At 60.6% G+C, this 23,052-nt stretch carries 22 protein-coding genes; 15 read left to right on the plus strand and 7 right to left on the minus strand.

The window, feature by feature from the left end:
* The first annotated feature begins 263 nt into the window (after positions 1 to 263).
* The 6 genes from G359_RS04205 to G359_RS04230 all read left to right on the plus strand — a co-directional run bounded on the left by G359_RS04205 (position 264) and on the right by G359_RS04230 (position 6,234).
* Entirely contained in the window at positions 264 to 758 is a 495-nt protein-coding gene (locus tag G359_RS04205) for a Fur family transcriptional regulator (RefSeq protein WP_045835118.1), read from the plus strand.
* Between the two features lie 122 nt (positions 759 to 880).
* Entirely contained in the window at positions 881 to 1,783 is a 903-nt protein-coding gene (gene znuC / locus G359_RS04210; RefSeq protein ID WP_245279926.1) for a zinc ABC transporter ATP-binding protein ZnuC, read from the plus strand.
* The gene (locus tag G359_RS04215; RefSeq protein ID WP_045835119.1) at positions 1,784 to 2,587 is read left to right on the plus strand and encodes a metal ABC transporter permease; all 804 of its coding nucleotides are present in this window, start codon (positions 1,784 to 1,786) and stop codon (positions 2,585 to 2,587) included.
* Between the two features lie 35 nt (positions 2,588 to 2,622).
* Positions 2,623 to 3,888 carry a flavodoxin-dependent (E)-4-hydroxy-3-methylbut-2-enyl-diphosphate synthase gene (gene ispG, locus G359_RS04220; protein ID WP_045835120.1) on the plus strand — a complete coding sequence of 422 codons (1,266 nt, stop codon included), beginning with the start codon at positions 2,623 to 2,625 and terminating at the stop codon, positions 3,886 to 3,888.
* Between the two features lie 222 nt (positions 3,889 to 4,110).
* Positions 4,111 to 5,433 (plus strand): flavin-containing monooxygenase, encoded by a 1,323-nt coding sequence (locus tag G359_RS04225; protein WP_045835121.1) that lies wholly within the window; start codon positions 4,111 to 4,113, stop codon positions 5,431 to 5,433.
* A gap of 150 nt (positions 5,434 to 5,583) precedes the next feature.
* Positions 5,584 to 6,234, plus strand: a complete 651-nt coding sequence (locus G359_RS04230) for an outer membrane protein (RefSeq protein WP_045835122.1) — start codon at positions 5,584 to 5,586, stop codon at positions 6,232 to 6,234.
* A gap of 26 nt (positions 6,235 to 6,260) precedes the next feature.
* On the opposite strand, the gene G359_RS04235 is transcribed toward G359_RS04230, so the two are convergent.
* Positions 6,261 to 7,166 (minus strand): polyprenyl synthetase family protein, encoded by a 906-nt coding sequence (locus G359_RS04235; protein ID WP_045835123.1) that lies wholly within the window; start codon positions 7,164 to 7,166, stop codon positions 6,261 to 6,263.
* A 101-nt stretch (positions 7,167 to 7,267) separates the two neighbouring features.
* Between G359_RS04235 and mtgA the strand changes: the two genes are divergently transcribed.
* From mtgA to G359_RS04255, 4 genes are all read left to right on the plus strand, one after another.
* Positions 7,268 to 8,671 (plus strand): monofunctional biosynthetic peptidoglycan transglycosylase, encoded by a 1,404-nt coding sequence (gene mtgA / locus G359_RS20305; protein ID WP_052699177.1) that lies wholly within the window; start codon positions 7,268 to 7,270, stop codon positions 8,669 to 8,671.
* Between the two features lie 177 nt (positions 8,672 to 8,848).
* A complete protein-coding gene (gene rpmF, locus G359_RS04245; RefSeq protein WP_045835124.1) occupies positions 8,849 to 9,034 on the plus strand; it encodes a 50S ribosomal protein L32 in 186 nt (61 codons plus the stop codon).
* A gap of 156 nt (positions 9,035 to 9,190) precedes the next feature.
* Positions 9,191 to 9,595 carry a hypothetical protein gene (locus G359_RS04250; RefSeq protein ID WP_045835125.1) on the plus strand — a complete coding sequence of 135 codons (405 nt, stop codon included), beginning with the start codon at positions 9,191 to 9,193 and terminating at the stop codon, positions 9,593 to 9,595.
* Between the two features lie 166 nt (positions 9,596 to 9,761).
* Positions 9,762 to 11,534, plus strand: coding sequence for a GGDEF and EAL domain-containing protein (locus G359_RS04255; protein WP_052699178.1), 1,773 nt, complete (start codon positions 9,762 to 9,764; stop codon positions 11,532 to 11,534).
* 40 nt (positions 11,535 to 11,574) lie between these two features.
* On the opposite strand, the gene phaR is transcribed toward G359_RS04255, so the two are convergent.
* Positions 11,575 to 12,219 carry a polyhydroxyalkanoate synthesis repressor PhaR gene (gene phaR / locus G359_RS04260; RefSeq protein ID WP_045835126.1) on the minus strand — a complete coding sequence of 215 codons (645 nt, stop codon included), beginning with the start codon at positions 12,217 to 12,219 and terminating at the stop codon, positions 11,575 to 11,577.
* 278 nt (positions 12,220 to 12,497) lie between these two features.
* On the opposite strand from phaR, the gene G359_RS04265 reads away from it, so the two are divergent.
* Positions 12,498 to 13,688: an acetyl-CoA C-acetyltransferase gene (locus G359_RS04265; protein ID WP_045835127.1), complete on the plus strand. Its 1,191-nt coding sequence runs from the start codon at positions 12,498 to 12,500 to the stop codon at positions 13,686 to 13,688.
* Positions 13,689 to 13,782: 94 nt separating this feature from the next.
* Positions 13,783 to 14,511 (plus strand): acetoacetyl-CoA reductase, encoded by a 729-nt coding sequence (phbB, locus tag G359_RS04270; protein WP_045835128.1) that lies wholly within the window; start codon positions 13,783 to 13,785, stop codon positions 14,509 to 14,511.
* Between the two features lie 113 nt (positions 14,512 to 14,624).
* Here the strand turns inward: phbB and G359_RS04275 are convergent, their stop codons facing one another.
* The 3 genes from G359_RS04275 to gloB form a co-directional block, all read right to left on the minus strand.
* Positions 14,625 to 16,604, minus strand: coding sequence for an NYN domain-containing protein (locus tag G359_RS04275; protein ID WP_045835129.1), 1,980 nt, complete (start codon positions 16,602 to 16,604; stop codon positions 14,625 to 14,627).
* 207 nt (positions 16,605 to 16,811) lie between these two features.
* Positions 16,812 to 17,261, minus strand: coding sequence for a cupin domain-containing protein (locus tag G359_RS04280; RefSeq protein ID WP_245279927.1), 450 nt, complete (start codon positions 17,259 to 17,261; stop codon positions 16,812 to 16,814).
* A 22-nt stretch (positions 17,262 to 17,283) separates the two neighbouring features.
* Complete coding sequence (gene gloB, locus G359_RS04285) at positions 17,284 to 18,054, minus strand: hydroxyacylglutathione hydrolase (RefSeq protein WP_045835130.1); 771 nt, start codon at positions 18,052 to 18,054, stop codon at positions 17,284 to 17,286.
* A gap of 157 nt (positions 18,055 to 18,211) precedes the next feature.
* Here gloB and G359_RS04290 point away from each other — a divergent pair, with 157 nt between their 5' ends.
* Positions 18,212 to 18,952 carry a class I SAM-dependent methyltransferase gene (locus tag G359_RS04290; RefSeq protein ID WP_045835131.1) on the plus strand — a complete coding sequence of 247 codons (741 nt, stop codon included), beginning with the start codon at positions 18,212 to 18,214 and terminating at the stop codon, positions 18,950 to 18,952.
* Here the strand turns inward: G359_RS04290 and metW are convergent.
* Together metW and G359_RS04300 are read right to left on the minus strand one after the other, a co-directional pair.
* Entirely contained in the window at positions 18,949 to 19,614 is a 666-nt protein-coding gene (gene metW, locus G359_RS04295) for a methionine biosynthesis protein MetW (RefSeq protein ID WP_045835132.1), read from the minus strand. The genes G359_RS04290 and metW overlap by 4 nt on opposite strands.
* Positions 19,611 to 20,813: a homoserine O-acetyltransferase MetX gene (locus tag G359_RS04300; protein WP_045835133.1), complete on the minus strand. Its 1,203-nt coding sequence runs from the start codon at positions 20,811 to 20,813 to the stop codon at positions 19,611 to 19,613. Before G359_RS04300 ends, metW begins: the two co-directional genes overlap by 4 nt.
* A 152-nt stretch (positions 20,814 to 20,965) precedes the next feature.
* Here G359_RS04300 and hisC point away from each other — a divergent pair, with 152 nt between their 5' ends.
* Together hisC and G359_RS04310 are read left to right on the plus strand one after the other, a co-directional pair.
* The gene (gene hisC / locus G359_RS04305) at positions 20,966 to 22,069 is read left to right on the plus strand and encodes a histidinol-phosphate transaminase (RefSeq protein WP_045835134.1); all 1,104 of its coding nucleotides are present in this window, start codon (positions 20,966 to 20,968) and stop codon (positions 22,067 to 22,069) included.
* The gene (locus G359_RS04310) at positions 22,069 to 23,037 is read left to right on the plus strand and encodes a prephenate/arogenate dehydrogenase family protein (RefSeq protein ID WP_045835135.1); all 969 of its coding nucleotides are present in this window, start codon (positions 22,069 to 22,071) and stop codon (positions 23,035 to 23,037) included. The genes hisC and G359_RS04310 overlap by 1 nt, the downstream gene beginning before the upstream one ends.
* Positions 23,038 to 23,052 lie beyond the last annotated feature (15 nt).

Genomic DNA, 23,052 nt, shown 5'->3' on the forward strand with positions numbered 1-23,052 from the left:
CGTTGCTTAATAATTGCGCGGCCGAACCGGCCAATTGGCGGCAACATTAAGACGAAAAGTGCTCATCGCATGAACTTCTCTTTAGATTTCGGAAGTTGAATCGTTAATGCCAGAGGGTCAAGCACATAGCTGCGCCGCACAAAAAGCGCAGCGCCGCCTTGAACTGAATAGCGGGTAATCACGACATGTTATATTGTCCGCCAGCCTGAGGACTCCAAGCGGCGAGCGTTCCAAGTGCGTCTGATCGGGCTTAGAGGACTGTTATGGTAACAGCAGCAGCCGAAGAACAACGCGCCCGCGAGCGAGTTAAAACCTCGGTCGAGCAGGCAACCGCCATCTTCGCGGAAAAGAACATCCGGTTCACCGACCTCCGCCGCAAGGTGTTTGAGGAAATCGCCTCGACGCTCGCGAGCGTCGGCGCCTATGAGGTCCTCGATCGTCTCGCCAAGAAAGGCACGAGGCTCGCGCCCATATCGGTTTACCGAGCGTTGGATGCGCTACTCGAGGCGGGCGTCGTCCATCGGCTCGAAAGCAAGAACGCATATTTCGCCTGCCGCCGCTTGCACCAACCTCGAACCGGACGCCGTCCGATGTTCTTGAGTTGCGAGAAATGCGGGGTTGTGCAGGAAGTCGATGGTGACGACATCTTCCACGCCATCGACGCCGCGGCCGAAGGCGCCAAATTCGAGCCTCGCGTGCGGTTTGTCGAAGTCTCCGGTACGTGCCAGGAATGCGCCGCGCGCCGCAACAAGGCATAGAGAATATCAGCAAGACCGCGAGCCGGAGCATTTTCAAGCAAAGTGGGCACCGGTTTGCGTGAAGAAAATGCGATGAAATAAAGAAGTTTCGTCGCCGGGCCTGCGGGCATGGAGAAACACGTTTGTCATCACGTGACGCACCAGGAATGCCGACGCCAAGTGGCAAAGGCGCAAATAGCGCCGCGGCCGTTCCGTGCAGCTGCGGACATAACCACGGCCACCAAGCATTTGCCGCGGAACTCGAGGGCGAGCCCGACCCTAAAGCGCTGATTTCAGCACGTGGCGTCACGATGTGGCGCGGCAGCCGCGAGGTCCTGTCCGACATCAATCTCGATGTCCGGCGCGGCGAGATCGTCACGCTGATCGGACCGAACGGCGCCGGCAAGACGACGCTCGTGCGAATTCTGCTCGGGATCGAGCAACCGGAACAGGGGCGCATCGTCAAGCCCGCCTCGACGCGCATCGGCTACGTCCCGCAGCGCTTCGAAGTCGACTCGGCGATCCCGATGACGGTCGGATCCTTTCTCACACTCGGTGAGCATGCAACTCAAAGGGACATCAAGTCGGCGCTCGAAGAAACGGGCGCGGCGAAGACGATCAACCAGCAGTTGTCGAAATTGTCCGGTGGCGAAACGCAGCGGGTCTTGATCGCCCGAGCGCTTCTCCGTAAGCCGAACCTTCTCATTCTTGATGAGCCCGCGAGCGGCGTCGATTTCACCGGCGAAGCCGATCTCTACGATCTGATTGACCGTCTCAGGGCCAAACATGACCTTGGTGTTCTTCTGGTCTCGCATGATCTTCATGTCGTCATGGCGCGCAGTGATCGCGTGATTTGCGTCAACGTCCATGTCTGCTGCTCGGGCAAGCCCGAAGACGTGTCGCAGCACGCCGCTTATGCTCGCATCTTCGGACCGCAGGCCGCTTCCGTGCTCGGGGTCTACCGCCATCACCACGATCATCGGCACGATCTGACGGGCGAACCCAAACCTCTCGCGGACGTGCCGCCTCCCGGGCGAGGCTCCTGAGTGTTTGAGTGGCCTGAGCCGTTCGTCTGGCGCGCGCTGTTCGCCGCTCTCGGACTAGCAATCATCGCAGCGCCTTTGGGATGCATCGTCGTCTGGAGACGGATGTCCTACGTCGGCGAGACGCTGTCGCAGGCTGGCCTCTTGGGCGTCGCGCTTGGCCTTGCGGCGAATGTCGATCTGACGCTCGCTGTTATTCTCGCGGCCATCGCCGCTGCGGGCGTACTGACGCTTCTCTCTCGCCAGCAAATGGTGCCGCTCGATTCCGCGCTGGGCCTCATGCACCACGCGACGCTCGCCCTCGGCATCGCGGCCATTGCGCTCGTCAAAGGCCCCGCGATTGACCTGATGAGCTATCTCTTCGGCGATGTCTTTGCGGTCACCAAAAACGATCTCTACTGGATCTATGGCGGGGGCGCGGTCGTCGTCGCCATCACCTTCTACCTTTGGCAGCCCCTCGTGCGCCTCTCATTGCACGAGGATCTGGCGACGGCCGAGGGCATCAACCCACGGCTTCCCCGGGCGGCGTTCGATTTTCTGCTGGCAGTCGTCATTGCGGTCGCCATGAAGATCGTCGGCATTTTGCTCGTGATGGCGTTTCTGGTGGTTCCAGCCGTTGCCGCCCGGCCACTATCCGACACCCCGGAGAGAATGGCGGTTCTGGCCGCGGGCATGGCCATTTTGGGCGTTTTCCTCGGGCTTTGGCTGTCGCTTTCGAGCGATGCGCCCGGCGGCCCCAGCATCGTCATAGCGCTGTGCACAATAGCGTCCATATCGCTTCTGGCGGGAAGCCGCAGAGGGCGCTAGAAGAAGCCACACAGGGGTTGGGAAAGGCCTTTACGATGTCGCACAGCGGCAGCATCACGATGAAAGCCCGGCACGAAACCGTCGCTGTCAACGTCGGCGGCGTAAAGGTTGGCGGCGGTGCGCCCGTCGTCGTCCAGTCGATGACCAACACCGACACGGCGGATATTGCCTCGACGGTGAAGCAAGTCGCTGACCTCGCGCGAGCGGGCTCTGAACTCGTCCGCATCACCGTCGATCGCGACGAAGCCGCGAAGGCCGTTCCCCATATTCGCGATCAGTTGCGCCAGCGCGGCGTCACCGTACCGCTGATCGGCGACTTCCATTACATCGGCCACAAGCTCTTGGGCGATAACCCCGCTTGCGCCGAAGCGCTCGACAAATACCGTATCAATCCCGGCAACGTCGGCTTCAAAGACAAAAAGGACCGCCAGTTCGGCGCCATCATCGAAACGGCGCTGAAGCACGGCAAGCCTGTCCGGATCGGCGTCAACTGGGGCTCGCTCGACGCTGAGCTTCTCACGCATCTGATGGACGAGAACGCCAACTCTCCGGCCCCCAAATCGGCCCGCAGCGTCATGCACGAGGCTATGGTGCAATCGGCTCTGCTTTCCGCCGAACGCGCCGAGGAAATGGGCCTCGGACGCGACAAGATCATCGTATCGGGCAAGGTGTCGTCGGTGCAGGATCTGCTCGCCGTCTATGCGATGCTTGCCGATCGCAGCCGCTACGCACTCCACCTTGGCCTCACCGAAGCGGGCATGGGCTCGAAGGGCATCGTCGCCTCGTCGGCCGCGCTGGGCATTCTCCTCCAGCAGGGCATTGGCGATACGATCCGCTATTCGCTGACGCCCGAGCCGGGCGGTGATCGTACGCAGGAAGTGCGCGCCGCGCAGGAACTGCTGCAGACGATGGGCCTGCGGTCCTTCGTTCCGGTCGTTGCCGCGTGTCCCGGATGCGGACGCACGACGTCCACCGTCTTCCAGGAACTCGCCCGCGACATCCAGGATATGATCCGCGATCGCATGCCGGATTGGAAAACCCAGTATCCCGGAGTCGAGACTCTCAATTTCGCTGTGATGGGATGCATCGTGAACGGTCCGGGTGAAAGCAAGCATGCCGATGTCGGCATCTCGCTCCCTGGTACAGGCGAATCCCCCGCAGCACCGGTGTTCATCGACGGAAAAAAGGCAATGACCCTTCGCGGGCCGAATATCGCAGGTGATTTCAAGGCAATCGTCGAGGATTACATTCAGCGCCGTTTCGGAGTGACCGAAATTGCCGGTGGCGCGGCTGCTGAATAGCGCCGCCCTAACGGTAACCAAGAAAAGCTCATTTTTTTCCGTATAATAGTGGAGCGCGGCATATCCCACCACGCTTTGCGACGATCCTGCGCTCGCATTGCGCGCCCTCAATGATGTATCGAGGTCTAACTTCGACAAGTTACCACCTCTTCGAATGGACCCCCACGCTCCGAAAGCAGTTTGCTAAAGAACGTGTGCCTCAGCCGAAGGAATGTTTGTAGAATGAGCGAAGGAATAAGCACGCTCGAGCGCCACCTCGTCATCGGTGCAGGCCCGGTCGGCCTCGCGATGGCGGCAGCATTGAAGCGTCACGGTATTCCCTTCGACCTTGTCGATGCAGCTCCGGGTGTCGGTGGCAACTGGCTGCATGGCGTTTATCGGCACGCGCACATCGTCTCGTCCAAGAAGGCGACGGAGTACACCGATTTCCCGATGCCGGATGAATATCCGGATTTTCCATCCGCCGATCAGATGCTCGCCTACCTAACCGCATTCGCGAAAGAGCGCGGCCTTCTGGGCTCGAGCGAGTTCAATAAAAGCGTAGCGCACGCGTCGCCCGATGGTGCCGGAACCTGGACTGTGAAATTCGCCGACGGCGAAAAGCGCAAATACAAAGGCGTCGTCGTCTGCAACGGCCATCACTGGGACAAGCGCTATCCCAGCTTCCGTGGGAACTTCACGGGAGAAATTTTGCATTCCAAGGATTATGTGGGCCCTGAGCAGCTTGCCGACAAACGCGTACTTGTCATCGGCGGTGGCAATTCGGGCGTCGACATGGCGTGTGACGCAGGCCGCTTCGGCCGCTCATGCGACATCAGTTTGCAGTCCGGCTATTGGTATTTGCCAAAGACCTTTTTAGGTCGTCCGCTGACGGATATTCCGATTTGGGGATTGCCGGTATTACTCCAGCGCGCGATTTTGAAGTTGATCGTAGCCGTCACCATTGGTGATTACCGGCGCTACGGCCTCCAAAAGCCGAACCACAAGATCTTCGACCGCCACCCCGCATTCGGGACCGACCTTCTGAACGCCATCCGGCTCGGACGCGTCAATCCACGGCCGGCGATCGATCACGTGGAAGACAAGACTGTTACGTTCGCCGATGGCACCACCGGCACCTACGATCTCATCATCGCGGCGACGGGCTTCAATACGTCATTTCCGTTCCTTCGCGAGGGCCTCGTGAAGGTCGATCGCGGCGTCGTGCAAGTTTATGGAGGAGCATTCCCGGCGGGCGTTCGCGGGCTCTACATCGTCGGATGGGCTCAAGCCCGCAACGGTTTCGGCCGCCTTATCACGCCGCTGGCTGATCTCTATGCGCGCATGATCGCATTGCAGGACGAGCTGACACTTCCGCTTGGCACGTTGATGGAGAGTTCATTCACGCAGCGATTGCCGACGACGCATTTGGTCGATCCGGAAAAATCCCGCCGCGAGATCCGTCTCGCCCACTGGATCTTGCCGCTGCTGAAACTGCGTGATCGGCGACTGGCGCGCAAACAAAAGCTCAAAGCCGAGAAAAGCGGAATAACGGCACGCGCATAAAGATTTTTGAAATACTCAATTTAGATCAAATTAATCATGCATACCTGTTTCCCTGAATTAGCACCTCAGTTGCCAAATTGGAAACCTATATCCCGGTAGGACGTTATCGGCTCAAAGATGGCCGACCGGCCAAATCACACGGGGTAGAAAATGAAATCGTTTCCAGTCAAATCCGCGTTCGGCGGAGCCTTGCTCTTGCTCACCGCGAGCGGTGGCGCCTGGGCTGCCGATCTTGGCCCTTATCAGCCCTACAACCCGCCGCCCCAGCCGGAAGTGCGCTACGAGTCGCCTTCGATCTGGCAGGGCGCTTACGTTGGTATCAACGGTGGCTATGGATGGTCGAATTCGAACTTCACGAAGCCTGAGGGTGGCTTCGGTGGTGCTCAGGTCGGTTACAACTGGCAGCGCGGGCGCCTAGTCTTCGGTATCGAGGGCGACTTCCAAGGCGGCGATATTGGCGGCCGGGCCACGACGGCCTTCGACGACAACGTTCGCTCCAACATCAACTGGTTTTCGACCGTTCGCGGTCGCGTAGGTATCGCGACCGGACCTTGGCTGCTTTACGGCACGGGCGGCGTCGCGTTTGCCGATGTCGACACGCGCATTCGCTTCGATAACGGCGACAAATGGAAGAGCTCTGGCACCCAGACCGGCTACGCCGTCGGCGGCGGTGTGGAATGGGCATTCGCTCAGAACTGGAGCGCCAAAGCCGAATATCTCTATGTCGGCTTGGGCGAGGATGCTTTTGGCTTGAACCAAGACTTCCAGAGCGTACGTCTGGGCTTGAACTACAAGTTCTGATCTCGAATTGGAGCGGAGCCTCCCCTTTAGCTTTCGCGACGGCCCATCAGTCGCGCAGCTTCAGCCAGGGGCTCCGCTTTGTTTCCGAATACCGCGAGCGCATCAATGCCAGCGGCGATGGAGCGGTCGAGGTAGCGACGCGCTTCCGCAATTCCAAGCATGCCGATCAGCGTCGCTTTGCCCGCGGCGGCGTCCTTGCCGGTCGCTTTGCCGACATCAGCGCTTGAGCCTTCGGCATCCAAGAGATCGTCGCTGATCTGGAACGCCGCGCCGAGATACTCCCCGTAAGTTTTGAGAGCCGCACGTTCATCCGCGCTCGCGCCGCCGACGATCGCACCCATTTCGCAAGCCGCCGTAATCAACTTGCCCGTTTTCATCGCCTGCAGTCGCATGACGTCCGAGATCGTCGGATCGGGGCGCGCGCCGAGCTTTCCGGCCTCAAGATCGAGAACCTGGCCGCCGACCATTCCGATGGAGCCCGAGGCAATCGCAAGAAGGTGCACCAACTCCGCCTGAGCCTTCGGATTGTCGCGGCCCTTCGGCCCGGTGATCAGTTCGAACGCTAGCGCTTGCAGCGCGTCTCCGACCAGAATGGCCGTCCATTCGTCATAGGCTTTCCAAACGGTCGGGCGGCCGCGCCTCAACTCGTCGTTGTCCATGGCAGGAAGGTCGTCGTGGACGAGCGAATAGCAGTGGATGCACTCGAGCGCGGCGGCCGCTGGAAGGGCAGCCTCTTCACCCGCGCCGAACAGGGCGGCGCTGTGGAAAACGAGAAAGGGCCGGAAGCGTTTGCCGCCGCCGAGAACGGCGTGACGAAGCGCCTCAGCCAGCCGGGGCGGCGTTCCCGCGGCCTCCTGCTCGGCAAGAACGGCGGCTAAAAAGGCCTCTACGACTGTTGCCGAGTTGCCAAGCTGGACAAGAAACGGTGACACTGCCTTATGCTCTCCCCAACGATCATTCCGCCGCTTAAACAAGGCCATGGTTTGGCGCTATGCCGGACGCGGTATCACACTGTCATCGATTGAATCAAAGCATGGATCGGCCGGACGGAATATCGGGCACAACTGCCGCGCCCCTGTCGCCCTTGGGCGACAGCTTGGACATGCTCTTACCGCCACGACCAATCGCAGCCGCTGAAGTCGGCGCGGCGCTCGCCCGTTCCCTTGCCACCGACCACGCATTGAGCGCACCTAACGTCGTTGAAACTGGCAAATACCACGTGGCCCTCGAGACGGCGCTGGCCGATCACCAGCAAGATCAATGGCAGCCGCCGTTGCCGCTTCCGCCTCGCGCTTTTCTTAAGCCCCCTGAACTCACCGAACCAACCTTCGGAACGGCCCGGCCATTCGAGCCGCTGTTCCCCGATCGATCGGCGACAGAACCGGAACCCCAACAGCTGGAACCGGCGATCACACTCCCCATCGAAGAGCTGGCGCCCATAGGCGATGTGTTCGCTGAAATAGACGCCGAAGTCTCATCTCGCTCTCACCCCGCTGCAGAGCCTGAAAATACCGATCCATTTGCGCAGCCCGGTGTCCTTTCGGAACCCGCACCTGAGTTCGCGTTGCCCGGAGGCACTGAGCCGACGAAAGAGTTTCTCGGCCAAACCGTGCCGCAGCGCATGCTGGAGCCGCGCCTGTGGGCGCCGCCTCCGCCGCCCGCATTCGATGGTCTGACCGTTGATCCCTCGATGCGGCCGGATCTCGTGCCAGTGCCGACGAAGCAGCCGGTTGCGAAGAACAAAGGCTCACTTCTCAAACGAACAGCGAAGCTTTTGGCGTGGATTGCCGTCGGCTGGCTCGCTCTCGTCCTGCTGCTGATCCTCGTCTACCGCTACGTTAATCCACCGGCTTCGGCGTTGATGCTGCAGCAATGGATCACGGGCCAGTCGGTTTCTCAGAAGTGGGTATCGATAGAGGATATGTCGCCGAATATCGTTCGCGCAGTACTGCTGAGCGAGGACGGTCGCTTCTGTCAGCATTCCGGCATCGACTTCGAGGCCTTGGAGGATGCGTATGAGAAAGCGAGTAGTGGATCGTTGCGTGGCGCCAGCACCATTTCGATGCAGGTCATCAAGAACCTGTTCCTTTGGCCGTCGAAGAGCTATTTGCGCAAAGCCATCGAGCTTCCGCTGACCTACGTGATGGAGCTCGTTTGGCCGAAGCATCGCATCATGGAAGTTTACCTAAACATCGCCGAATGGGGCCCCGGCATCTTCGGGGCCGAGACGGCCTCTGAATTCTATTTCCGCAAACCCGCCAGAAGCCTCTCAGAGCGGGACTCAGCCCGCCTTGCGGTCGCCCTGCCGAACCCCCTGGCGCGCAACCCTGGGAAGCCAGGGCCCGGCCTCCAGCGCCTCGCCAATGCCATCCAGGTCCGTATGCGGCTCGCACCGTCTAGCCAGCTGGCCTGCGTCCTCCCGAAACGCCGCATTTAATGGTGCGGCGGGGGGACTGGCATTTCTTCCACAACTTGCGTATAAGCGCCGCCCAAGGTACCGAGCGCCCGGAAACGGAGCCGCCGGTTTATCCAGCGATTTGAGATTGGCTTTCCCGCCGCTCGTTCGGCGGCCCGTCCGCTTTGGCGGGACGGTTGTTACATTTGGAGCAAGACGATGGCAGTTCCGCGCAAAAAGACGTCCCCCATGAAGCGGGGCCAGCGTCGTTCTCACGATGCCCTCACGGCGAAGCCGTACGTTGAGGACAAGGACAGTGGCGAGCGTCGCCGTCCTCACCACATCGACCTGAAGTCGGGCAAGTACCGTGGCCGGCAGATCCTGCCGCCCGCAGTCGAAGAATAAGACGTTCCAGGCTGTCAGGCTGAAAATTTAAAGCGCCGTTGCCAACGCGACGGCGCTTATCGCCTTTTGCTGGCCACCGTTGCTTGGCAAAAGCCGTTCAGCGTGCCAAAAAGCGCGGGCTCACCCCGGGGGGTGGTTAATGTCAGGAGAGCATCCATGTCCGTTAGAGCCATTCCGCTCTTGGTTCTCGCATTCATCCTTTACAATGCGATCGTCCTGACGTTGGGGCCGGACGCCCTGAAAAGCGATATTTTCACAGTTCATCTCCTGAGCGGCGGCAATTGGTCGTTCAACTGGGGTGACTTCATATTGCTCATCACCCTGATCCTCCTTTTTATCGAGATCGTAAAATCGACGTTCACCACGACGTCGACGCTGATCGACCACGCGCTCTCGATGGTCGTCTTCACGGCAGTCGGTGCTGAGTTCCTCATGGTTCCTCAAGCCGCAACATCCGTGTTTTTCTTGATCTTAATCGCCGCTCTCATCGACGTGATCGGCGGTTATACGATCGGCATCCGCGTCGCGCGACGCGATCTCAACATCGGCGCCGATCAGTAATTATTCACCATTCAATTCACGGGCTCCGGCAACTTCGATGCCCGGCGCCCGTGAATTCGAGATTTTGGCGCTTGTGAAGCTGCCCAAATTAGTTTTCCCTTCAACTTAAGCACCTTCTACCTCTCGATATTCGAAGGGTCGCGGCGAGACAGCTTGAGGGTGAAACGTGATTTCCGGACGTGACTCTGACGGGAGATCTGCGGGCCCGCCGCCTGAGGACAAGACGCCGTCCGAAAATTCCGAACGAATTGAACTCCTCCCGGAAGCTGAGGGGCTGGATCTCGTCAGCATTCTCTCGTCCGTTGAGGAAACAGCCTACGTCTGGGACCTTCGGACCGGCCGGGTAGACTGGGAAAGCAACGCTCCCGAAATTCTCGATGTCAGCGATCTGAGCCAGATCTCGACAGGCGCAGCCTATCACGCGCTGATCGCACCCGAGCATCTGAACGTCCGTCTCCAGGCCTTTTCACGCAGCGTCGGAGCCGACAACCTGCGAGGCGTTCCCTACCGCATTCAGTATCGCCTGCGCCCTGGTGGCCTGCGCAGCGGCAAGGAAGTGCGCCTCGAAGATCAGGGTCGATGGTGGCCGGGGCCGGACGGACATCCGCAGCTGGCACGCGGCGTCGTCCGCATCGTCGACGACCAGTATCTCGAACAGCAGCGCCTGCTCGTGCGCAATGACCTCGACGAACTGACAGGCCAGCTCAATCGCATCCGTCTGACGCAAGCCCTAGGCACCGTGCTCTCGCGCACCGAACGCGACCGCCGCTCCTGCGCGTTCCTCATGATCTCCGTCAACAACTTGGCGGTCATCAACGAGACGTTCGGCTTGGAAGTCGGCGACGAGGTCATTGCGGAGGTCGGACGCCGGATTAGAGCCAAGCTGCGTGGCGGCGATGTCATCGGCCGCTACTCCGCGAATAAGTTCGGTATCATCCTGATGAACTGCGGAGCGAGGGCCGCTGAAACAGCAGCCGAGCGCTTCATCGAAGCCGTCCGCGATACAACCATCAAGACCACGGCAGCTCAGCTGTCCGCAACGATCTCTCTTGGCGGCGTCATCATCCCTGACCAGGCCAATTCCGTTCAGGACACGGTGAACTTCGCTTTGCGGACGTTGGACATCGCCAAATCGAAGCGCTTTGATTGCTTCGTGCTCTACGAGCCTTCACCCGCCGGAGACGGAGCGCGCGTTCGCAATAAAACGATCGCCGAAGGCGTAGTCAGCGCTCTCGACGAAAATCGCATGCGTCTGATGCTTCAGCCGATGATCGCGACGAGAAGTGGTAAGGCCGAGATCTACGAGGCGCTGCTGCGGATGGAACGGCATGACGGAAGTCTCGTTTCTGCCGGCGAGTTCGTGCCCATTGCCGAGCAGCTTGGCCTTTCGCGCCTCATCGATCGCCGGACGCTCGAATTGACGGTCGATCTCTTGATGAAGCACAGCGATTTGGTCGTGTCCGTCAACGTATCGGGCCTGACCTGCACTGACAAAGAATGGCTGCTGACGCTACACCGTTTGACTGCGGGCCAGCCCGACGTGCTCGGACGGATGATCGTTGAGATTACGGAAACGGTCGCGCTTCAGGAGATCGATCAGTCCGTCACCTTTGTCGATACCTTGCGGGAACTCGGTTGCCGCGTGGCAATCGACGATTTTGGCGCGGGCTACACGTCCTTCAAAAATCTGAAGCTGCTCAATGTCGATATGGTGAAAATCGACGGCGCTTTCGTGAAGAACGTGGCCGACGATAAGAGCGACCAGATCTTCGTAAAAACAATGATCGATCTTGCGAAGTCGTTCGGCGTGGAAACAGTCGCCGAATGGGTCGGCGATGAGCGTTCCGCGAATTACCTGATCGACGCTGGCGTCACGTACATGCAGGGTTATTACTACGGACAGCCCTTCGACAGCTCTGACTACGTCAAAGCTGCCTGACGCGTTGAGACGCGCTTACGGGGCTTGCGCTAAGGCTGGCTTAGGGCCGCGATTGCGAGAGCTTTTCGATTTTCTGCTGCATCGCTGAGAGCTGAGACTTGAGCTCGCTCAGCTCGTCGCGATCGCCGGTCTGTTCGGTGCCGGTAGCAGCCGCACCAGAAGCTTGGCCTTCGCCGGGCTTGCCGCCCTTGCCAGGGCTTCCGAACGACGCCCACATCGACATCGCCTGTTCGAACATGGCCATGTTCTGCCGGGCTTGCTGTTGATAGAAATCGAATGCTGCCGCTGGGTTTGAGAAGGCCGACGCGAACTGCTCGCGAAAACGAACCTGCTCTTTCGCCAAATGTTCGAGACTGAATTGAAGATAGCTCGGCACCATGCGGGCGATGCTATCGTCGTAGAAGCGAATGAGCTGCCGAAGGAACGGGATGGGCAGAAGGGCTTGCCCGCCTTCGCGGCTTTCCTGCTCGACGATGATCTGCGTAAGAACCGCGTGGGTCAGGTCATCGCCGTTCTTGGCGTCGTAAACCACGAAGTCGCGATCACCACGCACCATTTTCGCCAGATCTTCCAGCGTTACGTACGTACTGGTTTCGGTATTATAAAGCCGCCGGTTGGCGTACTTTTTAATAACGACGGCCTCGCGCTTCGGAGCTTGGGTCTGTGGATCTGGATTGGTCAACATTGCGTTCGCGATCTCTCCTAACGGCGGCTAACCGGCAGGTTGCTGCACTGCGGCAGCTTACCACACCCTTACACCTCACCGCCAGACGTTTCTGTCACTCTTTTGGGCGGGAAAGAACCAGTGCGTGTGGGCAGTCCAGGCAAGACGTCGCAATTGCTGAAAATAACCACGCACTGCAAAGTGCCTCTGTCTGCTGATTGAAGCTGTAATAACTGGCGCGCCAGCAGCGTGTTCGATAAATCTTAAGCAAAAGACTTGTGCCCAGGGAGGGGCCGCCAATGAGCCAGGACGCTTCGACAATTGTTATTGCGAGTGCGGCACGCACACCTGTCGGTTCCTTCAACGGCAGTTTGGCGTCACTGCCCGCCTCGAAGCTGGGTGAGATCGCAATCAAGGCGGCGCTCCAGCGCGCCAATGTGCCGGCAGGCGATGTCTCCGAAGTTATTCTCGGACAGGTTCTGACCGCAGCCCAGGGCCAAGGCCCAGCCCGCCAAGCTTCTGTCGGCGCAGGCATTCCAGTGGATTCTCCGGCCTGGAGCATCAACCAGATCTGCGGTTCCGGTCTCCGCGCCGTGGCGCTCGGAATGCAGCAAATTCAAACGGGCGGCGCATCGATCGTCGTCGCTGGTGGCCAGGAAAGCATGAGCCAGTCGGCTCACGCGGCCCATATGCGCGACGGCACGAAGATGGGCGACATCAAGTTCATCGATACGATGGTGAAGGACGGCCTCTGGGACGCGTTCAATAATTATCACATGGGCACGACGGCCGAGAACGTCGCCCGCCAGTGGCAGATCACGCGCGAAGAGCAGGACAAGTTCGCCGTCGCTTCGCAGAACAAGGCCGAAGCTGCTCGGAAGGCCGGTAAGTTCAAGGACGAAATTGCGCCCGTCACGATCAAGGGCAAGAAGGGCGATACCGTCGTCGACCAGGACGAATACATCAAAGACGGCGTCACCTATGACGGCATCGCCAAGCTGCGTCCGGCCTTCGACCCCAAGGAAGGTACCGTCACGGCTGCGAACGCATCTGGCATCAACGATGGCGCAGCCGTCGTCGTGCTGATGACCGCGGAAGAAGCCAAGAAGCGCGGAATTACCCCGCTGGCGCGCATCGTTTCGTGGGCGACCACTGGCGTCGATCCCTCGATCATGGGCACCGGTCCGATCTCCGCCTCGAAGAAAGCGCTCGAGAAAGCCGGTTGGACGATCAACGATCTTGATTTGATCGAAGCCAACGAGGCCTTCGCAGCGCAAGCACTCGCAGTGAACAAGGGCCTCGGCTGGGATACGGACAAGGTCAACGTCAACGGCGGCGCCATTGCAATCGGTCATCCGATCGGCGCATCCGGCGCGCGCATCTTGAATACGCTCGTTTATGAAATGCAGCGCCGTGACGCCAAGAAGGGCCTCGCCACGTTGTGCATCGGCGGCGGCATGGGCGTCGCTATGTGCGTCGCGCGAGACTGAGCCTCCTCAATTTCTAAGCGCAGCCGTTCTGAATAGCGGCTGCGCTCTCGCATCCAATCACAAGCAGAAACAAAAAAAATCAGGAGAGAATGATATGGCTCGGGTTGCCCTCGTCACCGGAGGCACGCGCGGCATTGGCCACGCAATTTCGATCGCTCTTAAGAGCAAAGGCTACCGTGTCGCCGCTAGCTACGCCGGCAACGATGCCGCTGCGCAAGCATTCCAGGCCGAGACGGGTATCCCCGTCTACAAGTTCGACGTCGGCAACTACGACGCGACGGAAAAAGCAGTCCAGCAGATCACCAAGGATGTCGGCCCCATCGAGGTTCTCGTGAACAACGCCGGCATCACGCGCGACGTCATGTTCCATAAGATGACGAAGCAGCAGTGGGACGAAGTCATCGGAACGAACCTCAACGGCTTGTTCAATGTCACCCGTCAGGTTTGGGAAGGAATGCGCGCCAGAAAGTTCGGACGCGTCATCAACATCTCCTCGATCAACGGTCAGAAAGGCCAGATGGGCCAAGTCAACTACTCGGCATCGAAAGCCGGTGACATCGGGTTCACGAAGGCATTGGCGCAGGAAGGCGCGCGCGCCGGCATCACCGTCAACGTCATCTGCCCGGGCTACATCGCGACCGAGATGGTCAAGGCCGTTCCCCAGGACGTTCTCGAGAAGAGCATTCTTCCGCAAATCCCGGTGGGCCGCCTCGGCGAACCCGACGAGATCGCACGCTGCGTGGTGTTCCTCGCATCCGACGACGCGGGCTTCATCACCGGCTCGACGCTGACTGCCAACGGCGGCCAGTATCTCGCGGGCTGATAGCCCTTCGCGATCCGGCGACGAGTTCGCTGACGTCAATTTACGCATATGAAAAAGGCTCTGCTGGAAATATCCGGCAGAGCCTTTTCGTTAGGCATCGTTGAAGGAGAGCGTCAGCCGCGGAACCGCGATGTGACGATGCGCGGAAACTGCTCCTCGTCTTCGCTCTGGTTCTGCGCGTAGGCATTGGCCGTGCGCCGCTCGTTATCGCGCTGCTGCTCGGCCATCTGCTGGCGGCCCTCTTCATGGTTCCACCAGCGTTCGCCGGACGGTGCAGGCGGTGCCGGCATGGACGTCGACGTCTGCTGTTGAGGGGCAGCCCCCGATGCAGGACGCCCGCCGTAAGCCGGCTGCTGACGCGCCGCCTGCTGCTGTTGCTGAGGCGCCGAGAACCAAGCCTCGATCAGATCGAGTTCGTCGGCAGACAGGCTGAGGCCCTGACTACGGCAACGCGCCACGACGAAGTTGCGGAAGCGGCTTGCAAAGAGGCTCGCCGACATTCCCTGCTCGAACCACGGATCGCTCTCGCTCACCACGTCATAGATGAAACGCAGATCGTCGCGCTTGATGTCGAGACCGAATTCGCGAGCCCTCTGCGTGATGTTGACGAGCGTTTGCGCCCCCTGAAGGTTGTTCGCGGAGATCTCTTGCGACATGACATCGAAGAGAACGCGATATTCCGCCGGGGCCAGCGCAGGCGCCTGGCAAGCCTCGTGGATACGCGCGATCGATTGCTGGATCTGGGTTGCCTGATCCGAGCCACGCGGTGCCGTCGTCATCGGCGGCGGAGGCGTTTGCTGACTCTGCGGCCGCGCCGGCTCCCGGCGAGGCTCCGGCTGATAGCTCGGCTGCTGAGGCGGCGGCGCAATCGGCTGGCGGCGCGGCGTCAATGCCGGAGCAGCCGCAGCCTGAGCGATCGAAGCTTGCGCAGCTGCCGGAGCAATGGCCGTGAGTTCCGGCATGCGCGATGACGGCATCGGCGGAGCCGGAGGCGCAGTAGGCGTCACGCGATCGATGTATCGCGACGGCGGCACGGCCGTCTGATACGCGTTCGGCGAACCAGCTGAAGGCGCGGCAGATGGAGACATCCGTGCCGGTGCAGACAACGCGGCCTGATGCGGCTGCGCTTCGATGCGCACCGGCTCAGGCTCGGGTTCGCGACGACGCGGCTCCGTGACAGGAGGAGCGATCAATCCGGCCGCCGAGATATGCCGGTTGCCGTCGAACACCGTGTAAGGCGCGGTGTCGCTGAGGTGGATATCATCCGGTAGATCGGCAAGAAGCAGATCGCGGAAAGAGCCGTAGCCGCCCCAGTTCGTGCCGACCGTCTTATCGCGGCCGACGACGCGCACTGCGCGGTCTGCCAACGTTTCGAGCGGCACGGCCTGCGGCGCAACACGTACGAATTCCACGACCTCGGCGAGGATGGCTTTCCGTGCCGCCTCGACATCGATCGTCGGAGCAGGTGCTGAGATCTCGCGCGGACTTTCGCCCGAAATCGCCCGGCTGCCGTTGGTCAACAGCGTGATGAGGTTCGATTCGCGAATCTCGCCGTCGCTGATCGCCGTATAAGGCTGCGCGGTATGATCGTTCGCAAAGACAACAGTGCGACGAGCATGCGCGCGCAGGCGATGAAGCAGCGGCGTGAAATCGGCGTCTCCCGACAGGATGATGAACTCATCGAAATGGGTGTCGTGATTGAGAATATCACGAACGTCCATCACGATGCGAATATCGGCCGAATTCTTCAGCTGCGCCGTCAGCGGCGGGCAGTCGATCACCTCGAAGCCAGCGCGCAGGAAGTGGTGCCGGATGAACGGGAACGAGTTCATGTCCGTCGAATTGTCGTGCGCATTGCGGCGAGGAACAGGATTGCCGTAGCAGCGGTTCATCGCGATCCGGCGTTCACCGGGTAATGAATACGAGTTCGTGGACGTGATGAGTTCGCCGGACGCAATTGCTTGCAGCCACACAGCACTGTCTTTGGCGAAACGCTTCGCAGCGTCTTCGTTTTTACGTTTCAAAGATAGGTAGATGTTGTCGTAGTCGACAAACACCGTTGATAGGACGGGTCCTGAGGACTCGCGTTTCATGGACTGCAACCCCCGTGAATCGGAACATGATTCGCCGTTACTGTTGACGAGTCGAACGCCTCCAGCAAGAAGCGCTACCCCACTGTTGGCGGAAAGGGTCAATTAAGCCGTGGATGGAAGGCCATCACGCCACGGAGTTCAAAAACGCAGTTGGGGACGACGTGTGGATTGTTGGCGAAAGGCTTTCTGCTGTTGCAGCTTCGCCGCTCAATCGACGGAAGGACGCGCGATCGGAGAAAAATCCGGCGCCGTCAGCGTGAAACCTTCGAACGTGAATGCGGGCGCGACGGTGCAGCCGACGAGCGTCCATTTTCCGAGGCACCGCGCCTGTTGCCAATGACCGGCGGGAACGACGGCTTGCGGCCGCTCGCCTTCGGCGAGATCAGAGCCGAGACGAATGCTCGTGATCGGCCCGCCTGTCGGCGACACTTCGAGCAGTAACGGATCGCCCGCATAGAAGTGCCAAGCCTCAGCCGCATCCACTGCGTGCCAGTGCGAGCGCTCGCCCGCTTTCAGAAGGAAGTAGATGGCAGTCGAGGCCGCGCGCTTCCCGGGCTCGGCTGCATCCCGGAACGTCTCGCGGAAATATCCGCCCTCAGGATGAGGAGAAAGCTCAAGCATCTGGATCACGTCGTCGCCGGAGAGATCTTGCTTCAAAGGACGCTCCTACCGCGACCGGTCAGGCCTTGTTCTTCAATTGGCGGAGGCGCGCAAAGACTTCCCAATCCGGCGCGCCGAGCATGCCCAGGCGTGCCTGGATCGCGCGCGACTTCGGCCGGAGAAACGGGTTGGTCGCGCGTTCGACTTCGATCGTGGTCGGCAGCGTCGGCAGTCCGGCCGCGCGCATGGCCTCGACCTCGGCCACTCTTTTTTTCAGCGCGTCGTTTTCGGGCTCGACGGTCAGCGCGAAACGGGCGTTGTTGAGCGTATATTCATGACCGCAATAAATTTGAGTATCGCCTGGCAAGCCCGCGATCTTCGAAACGGACTCCCACATCATCTCCGGGTCGCCCTCGAAGACGCGTCCGCATCCGAGCGAAAAGAGCGTATCTCCCGCGAACGCTATTCCGTCGTTCGGGAAGTAATAGGTGATGTGTCCGAGCGTGTGGCCCGGGGTTTCGAGAACTTCGATCGGATGGCCCGCGAATTCGAGCTTGCTCCCCGCCTTGACGACCCGCGTTAGGCCAGGGATCCGGTCGGCCTCGGCTTCAGGCCCCGTCACACTCGCGCCGTAGAACGCCTTGAGTTCGGCGATACCGTCGGTGTGATCGGTATGATGGTGCGTTATGAAGAGGTGATTGAGCCGCCAGCCGCGTTCGGCCAAGGCGGCCTTGATCGCAGGTCCGCTCGGCGCGTCGATGACCGCCGTTTCGCCGGTCTCCGGCTCGTGCAGAAGAACGCTGTAATTGTCTGCCAGGCACGGCAGAAGAACGATTTCGAAAGCTCCCATGGCGGGGGACTTTGGTTGGACGCGTCGGCTGTGTCAAACGGAACGAAACGACGCAGCGAAGCGAGGTGTTTTACCGGCTTGGGCTGTCTCTGCCGGTCCGGATCGTTTAGAGACAAAGCCCGTAAGGCCGATTTTATCAATCCCGGTAAGCGCCAAGATGCCTCTCGACGCCAAGACCTTGAGAGATTTCTACAGAACCCCGCTTGGCCGGGTGGTTCGGCGTCAGCTTGCGACCGCGATCCGCGAGCGCTGGAATCGGGTTAACGGATTGACCGTCGCTGGCGTCGGGTTCGCCTCGCCGTTTCTGGGTACTTTCCGCACCGAAGCAGCCCGCCTCGCTTGCCTGATGCCGTCCCGCCAGGGCGCGATCGTCTGGCCCCGGTCCGGCCACTGTCATTCGGTTCTGGTCACGGAGAACCAATGGCCATTGCCCGACAATTCGGTTGATCGCCTCCTGGCCGTCCATTGCTTGGAGCAGGCCGAGCGGGCAGGACCCCTGCTTCGGGAGGTATGGCGGGTGCTGAAGCCGGACGGCCGGGCGCTGTTCGTCGTTCCCAATCGCCGGGGCCTCTGGTCTCGGATGGACCGGACGCCCTTCGGTCATGGCCTGCCCTTCAGCCGGGGCCAGCTTGAAACCCAGCTCATCGACGCGCTCTTCACGCCCGTCGACTGGGGTGAAGCACTCTATTTTCCCCCGGTGAACCAGCGGCTTTTGCTGCGGGTCGCGAACCCGCTGGAGCGGTTCGGATCGAGTATGTCGATCGGCGTCGCGGGCGTCATTTTGGTCGAGGCAAAGAAGGAAGTGATGGCGCCTGTCGGCAGCGGCAAGCGCCTATCGCAACCGGCAATCCTGAAACCGGTCGATACGCGAAGCACGTCCGGGATCCGGCGCTTCTAGGGATTGGCGGCGGGCCGTCCAGGGCCGCGCAGGAGAAACACGGCCTTTTCCCCGAAAAGGTTCTGCATCGACAACGACCATTTGATCGGCAGACGCGCACCATAGGCATTGAACGCGACGGCCTGCTCGACTTCCGCATGAACAAGCTCGCAGAGGTCGGCGAAATCACGGATCGTGCAAAGATGCGCGTTGGGCGTCAGATACCACTCATCCGGCAGGTTATCGTTGACGGGCATGCGGCCCGTAAAAAGCAGCTTCGAGCGCACCTGCCAGTGACCGAAATTCGGGAACGACACGATCGCTCGGCGGCCGATCCTGAGCAAATTCTCGAGCACGGTTTTAGGCTGCCGCGTCGCCTGGATCGTCAATGACAGAATGGCGTAGTCGAACGCTTGATCGGGATAATTATCGAGGTCGCGATCGGCGTCGCCCTGGATGACGGAAAGGCCGTGCGCCACACAGGCGTTGACCTTATCGCGCTGCAGCTCGACTCCGCGCCCGTCCACGCCCTTGCGCTCGGACAACAGCTGAAGAAGCTCGCCGTCGCCGCAGCCGACGTCGAGAACGCGCGATCCCGCTTCCACCATCTCCGCGATGAGCACATGGTCGACGCGTGGGACTTTCTGTCCCCCAACGATTTTTCCGATATCGGGAGCGTTCATTTCCGCGCCTCCGCTACGCCGAGGCCGTGCTTCACCGCGGCGGCATTGAGAAAGCCACGGATCGTTGCAAAAAATGTCGGCTCTTCGAGAAGAAACGCATCGTGGCCCTTGTCGCTCTCGATCTCGACGAACGAAACGTTGGCGGCAACGGCGTTCAGAGCCTGCACGATCTCGCGGCTCTCGCGCGTCGGATAGAGCCAGTCCGAGGTAAACGACACGACGCAGAAACGCGTCTTCGTGCCACGAAACGCATTCGCGAGAACGCCACCGGCGCTTTCCCGCATGTCGAAATAATCGAGCGCGCGCGTGATGTAGAGATAGCTGTTGGCATCGAAGCGATCGACGAAGGTCGATCCCTGGTGGCGCAGATAACTCTCGACCTGAAACTCGGCATTGAACGAGAACGACAACGACGACCGGTCCTGCAGGCTGCGGCCAAACTTTCGATGCAGCGCTTCTTCCGAAAGGTACGTGATGTGGGCTGCCATGCGCGCGACCGCGAGACCATTCTTCGGCACCGTGCCCGCAGCATAATAGTTGCCGCCCGACCATTCGGGATCAGCCATGACCGCTTGCCGGCCAACCTCGTGAAACGCGATGTTCTGAGAGGAATGCCAGGCAGCCGTCGCGATCGGCACGGCAGCGAACACGCGATCCTTGTAGCGCGACGCCCACTCGAGAACCTGCATGCCGCCCATTGAGCCGCCGATCACCGCGAACAGCTGATCGATGCCCAAATAGTCGATGAGACGCGCCTGCGCTTCGACCATGTCGCCAACGGTGATGACCGGGAAGGTCAGCCCGTAGGGAGCGCCCGTTTTCGGATTGATCGAGGCCGGGCCCGTCGATCCCATGCAGCCGCCCACGACGTTCGAGCAGATGACAAAGAACCGGTTCGTGTCGATCGGCTTGCCCGGACCGACCATATTGTCCCACCACCCGGGCTTGCCGGTGATGGGGTGACGGCTCGCCACGTACTGGTCGGCGGTCAGCGCGTGACAGATCAGAATGGCGTTGGACTTCGCCGCATTGAGCTCGCCATAGGTCTCGTAGGCGATGGAAAACGGAGCCAGATCTTGCTGGCAGGCAAGGCGCAGGGGCGCGCTCGCGTCGAAATGCACCACCGGGCTCGACGGCGTATCCACCTCGGGGTGCCGCCGTGAGAGCGGGGCAACAAGATTGGGCGAGGCGCCGGTCATTGTATCGTTTCGATATTCCAGGGGCTAAATGGTAGGGCGGGCTTGCTAGGCTGGCTGCAGATAAAGTCAACTTTAAACTTTGATTTCAAGTGGTGAAGACCCTATCAATGCGCCCGAAATCGGCAATCCCGTTCAAGAATTCGAGATAATATATGGTGGTTACTGCACCAATTGCACGTCCTGGCATTCTGGACATTGCGGCTTATGTCCCCGGCGAGAGCAAGGCAGGCGGCGGTTTGCCCCCCGTTAAGCTGTCCTCGAACGAGACACCGCTCGGACCGAGCCCTGCGGCAATCGCGGCATTCAAGTTGGCCGCAGGCGAGCTTGAGCGCTATCCGGACGGCCAGGCGACGCTCCTACGCGAAGCCATCGCGCGGCGCTATGGGCTGGACGCGCGCCGCATCGTCTGCGGATCAGGGTCCGACGAGCTTCTGGGTCTCCTGGCTCGCGGCTACCTCGGTCCAGGAGACGAGGCCATCTACACCGCGCACGGCTTCCTCGTTTACCGGATCGCGATCTTAACGAACGGTGCGACGCCGGTCGTGGTGCCGGAACGTGACCTCAAAACCGATGTCGACGCGATTCTCGCGGCCGTCACGCCGCAGACGCGTGTGGTGTTCATAGCCAACCCGAACAACCCGACGGGCACATACATCCCGATCGAGGAAGTGCGCCGCCTGCGCGCAGGCCTCCGCGCCGACATTCTGCTCGTGCTCGATGCCGCCTATTGCGAATACGTCAGCAAAAACGACTACGAAGCCGGGCTCGAACTCGTCGCTACCACCGCCAACACGGTGATGACGCGCACGTTCTCGAAAATCTACGGGCTCGCCGCGCTCCGTATCGGTTGGGCCTATTGCCCGCCCGAGATCGCCGACGTGCTCAATCGCATCCGCGGACCGTTCAATCTTTCCGCTCCGGCGATCGCCGCTGGCGCCGCTGCGATCGAAGACATCGAGCATTTGGAGAACGCCCGGCTCCACAACGATAAATGGCTGCCGTGGGTCGTGGATGAACTCAAGAAGCTTGGCCTCACCGTGACGCCAAGCGTTGCGAACTTCGTCCTCTTCCACTTCGACGGCGTCAGCGGCAAGACGGCGACGGAAGCAGATGAGTTCTTGAAATCGCAGGGCATCATTCTGCGCAAGGTTGGCGCTTACGGATTCCCGAACGCGCTGCGCATGACCATCGGATCGGAAAACGACAACAAGCGCGTCATCGAAGCGCTCACCCGTTACTTGAAGGGCGCGGCTTGATGGCCAAACCCGAAAGCGTAACCGAGATCACCACAGAGCCGATGTTCAAGCGGCTATCGCTCATTGGCGTCGGCCTCATCGGCTCGTCGATCAGCCACGCTGTGCGTCGCGCCGGGCTCGCAGGCGACATCGTCGGTTGCGCGCTCGCACCCGCGACACGCGCGAGGGCCGAAGAACTCGGCCTCGTTAGAAAAGCATTCGCAGATCCCGTCGACGCCGTGAAAGGCGCCGATCTCGTCATCCTCTGCACGCCCGTCGGCGCGTACAAGGAAATCGCCGAAGCCATCGGACCGCATCTCGAGCCGGGCACCATCGTGTCCGACGTCGGCTCGGTAAAGGCCGCGCCCATCCAAGATATCGCGCCGCATATTCCCGAAGGCGTTCACTTCATTGCCGGGCATCCGATCGCGGGAACCGAACAATCGGGCCCGGATGCGGGGTTTGCCGAACTCTTCGACGGACGCTGGTGCATCCTGACACCCGACGACGCGGCAGACGCTTCAGCGCTCGCGAAACTGGAAGAGTTTTGGCGCAAGCTCGGCTCGAACGTCGAGATCATGTCGCCCGAGCATCACGACATGGTGCTCGCGATCACGAGCCACGTACCGCACTTGATCGCCTACAACATCGTCAACACGGCAGCCCATCTCGAGCGCGTGACCGACAGCGAGGTCATCAAGTTTTCGGCCGGCGGCTTCCGCGATTTCACCCGCATCGCCGCGTCCGATCCCGTGATGTGGCGCGACGTCTTCTTGAATAACAAAGACGCGGTTCTCGAGATGCTCGGCCGCTTCTCGGAAGACCTCATTACGCTTCAACGCGCCATCCGCTTCGGTGACGGCGAAACGCTGGAGCGTCTCTTCACGGAAGCGCGCGCGATCCGGCGAGGGATCATCCAGGCGGGCCAAGATACGGCAAAGCCCGACTTCGGCCGGAGCAATGGACGCGCGAAAGACGCCTCCAAATAGGCCGCTACGCTTCGC

Origin of the sequence: Hyphomicrobium sp. 99, assembly GCF_000384335.2 — a bacterium.
In the GTDB taxonomy this organism is placed as follows: Bacteria; Pseudomonadota; Alphaproteobacteria; order Rhizobiales; family Hyphomicrobiaceae; genus Hyphomicrobium_B.

Coding starts and splice junctions, on each gene's coding strand:
- G359_RS04205 (WP_045835118.1), top strand. CDS start 264: ATGGTAACAGCAGCAGCCGAAGAACAACGCGCCCGCGAGCGAGTTAAA.
- ispG (WP_045835120.1), top strand. CDS start 2,623: ATGTCGCACAGCGGCAGCATCACGATGAAAGCCCGGCACGAAACCGTC.
- G359_RS04225 (WP_045835121.1), top strand. CDS start 4,111: ATGAGCGAAGGAATAAGCACGCTCGAGCGCCACCTCGTCATCGGTGCA.
- G359_RS04230 (WP_045835122.1), top strand. CDS start 5,584: ATGAAATCGTTTCCAGTCAAATCCGCGTTCGGCGGAGCCTTGCTCTTG.
- mtgA (WP_052699177.1), top strand. CDS start 7,268: ATGGATCGGCCGGACGGAATATCGGGCACAACTGCCGCGCCCCTGTCG.
- rpmF (WP_045835124.1), top strand. CDS start 8,849: ATGGCAGTTCCGCGCAAAAAGACGTCCCCCATGAAGCGGGGCCAGCGT.
- G359_RS04250 (WP_045835125.1), top strand. CDS start 9,191: ATGTCCGTTAGAGCCATTCCGCTCTTGGTTCTCGCATTCATCCTTTAC.
- phaR (WP_045835126.1), bottom strand. CDS start 12,219: ATGTTGACCAATCCAGATCCACAGACCCAAGCTCCGAAGCGCGAGGCC.
- G359_RS04265 (WP_045835127.1), top strand. CDS start 12,498: ATGAGCCAGGACGCTTCGACAATTGTTATTGCGAGTGCGGCACGCACA.
- phbB (WP_045835128.1), top strand. CDS start 13,783: ATGGCTCGGGTTGCCCTCGTCACCGGAGGCACGCGCGGCATTGGCCAC.
- G359_RS04275 (WP_045835129.1), bottom strand. CDS start 16,604: ATGAAACGCGAGTCCTCAGGACCCGTCCTATCAACGGTGTTTGTCGAC.
- gloB (WP_045835130.1), bottom strand. CDS start 18,054: ATGGGAGCTTTCGAAATCGTTCTTCTGCCGTGCCTGGCAGACAATTAC.
- G359_RS04290 (WP_045835131.1), top strand. CDS start 18,212: ATGCCTCTCGACGCCAAGACCTTGAGAGATTTCTACAGAACCCCGCTT.
- metW (WP_045835132.1), bottom strand. CDS start 19,614: ATGAACGCTCCCGATATCGGAAAAATCGTTGGGGGACAGAAAGTCCCA.
- G359_RS04300 (WP_045835133.1), bottom strand. CDS start 20,813: ATGACCGGCGCCTCGCCCAATCTTGTTGCCCCGCTCTCACGGCGGCAC.
- hisC (WP_045835134.1), top strand. CDS start 20,966: ATGGTGGTTACTGCACCAATTGCACGTCCTGGCATTCTGGACATTGCG.
- G359_RS04310 (WP_045835135.1), top strand. CDS start 22,069: ATGGCCAAACCCGAAAGCGTAACCGAGATCACCACAGAGCCGATGTTC.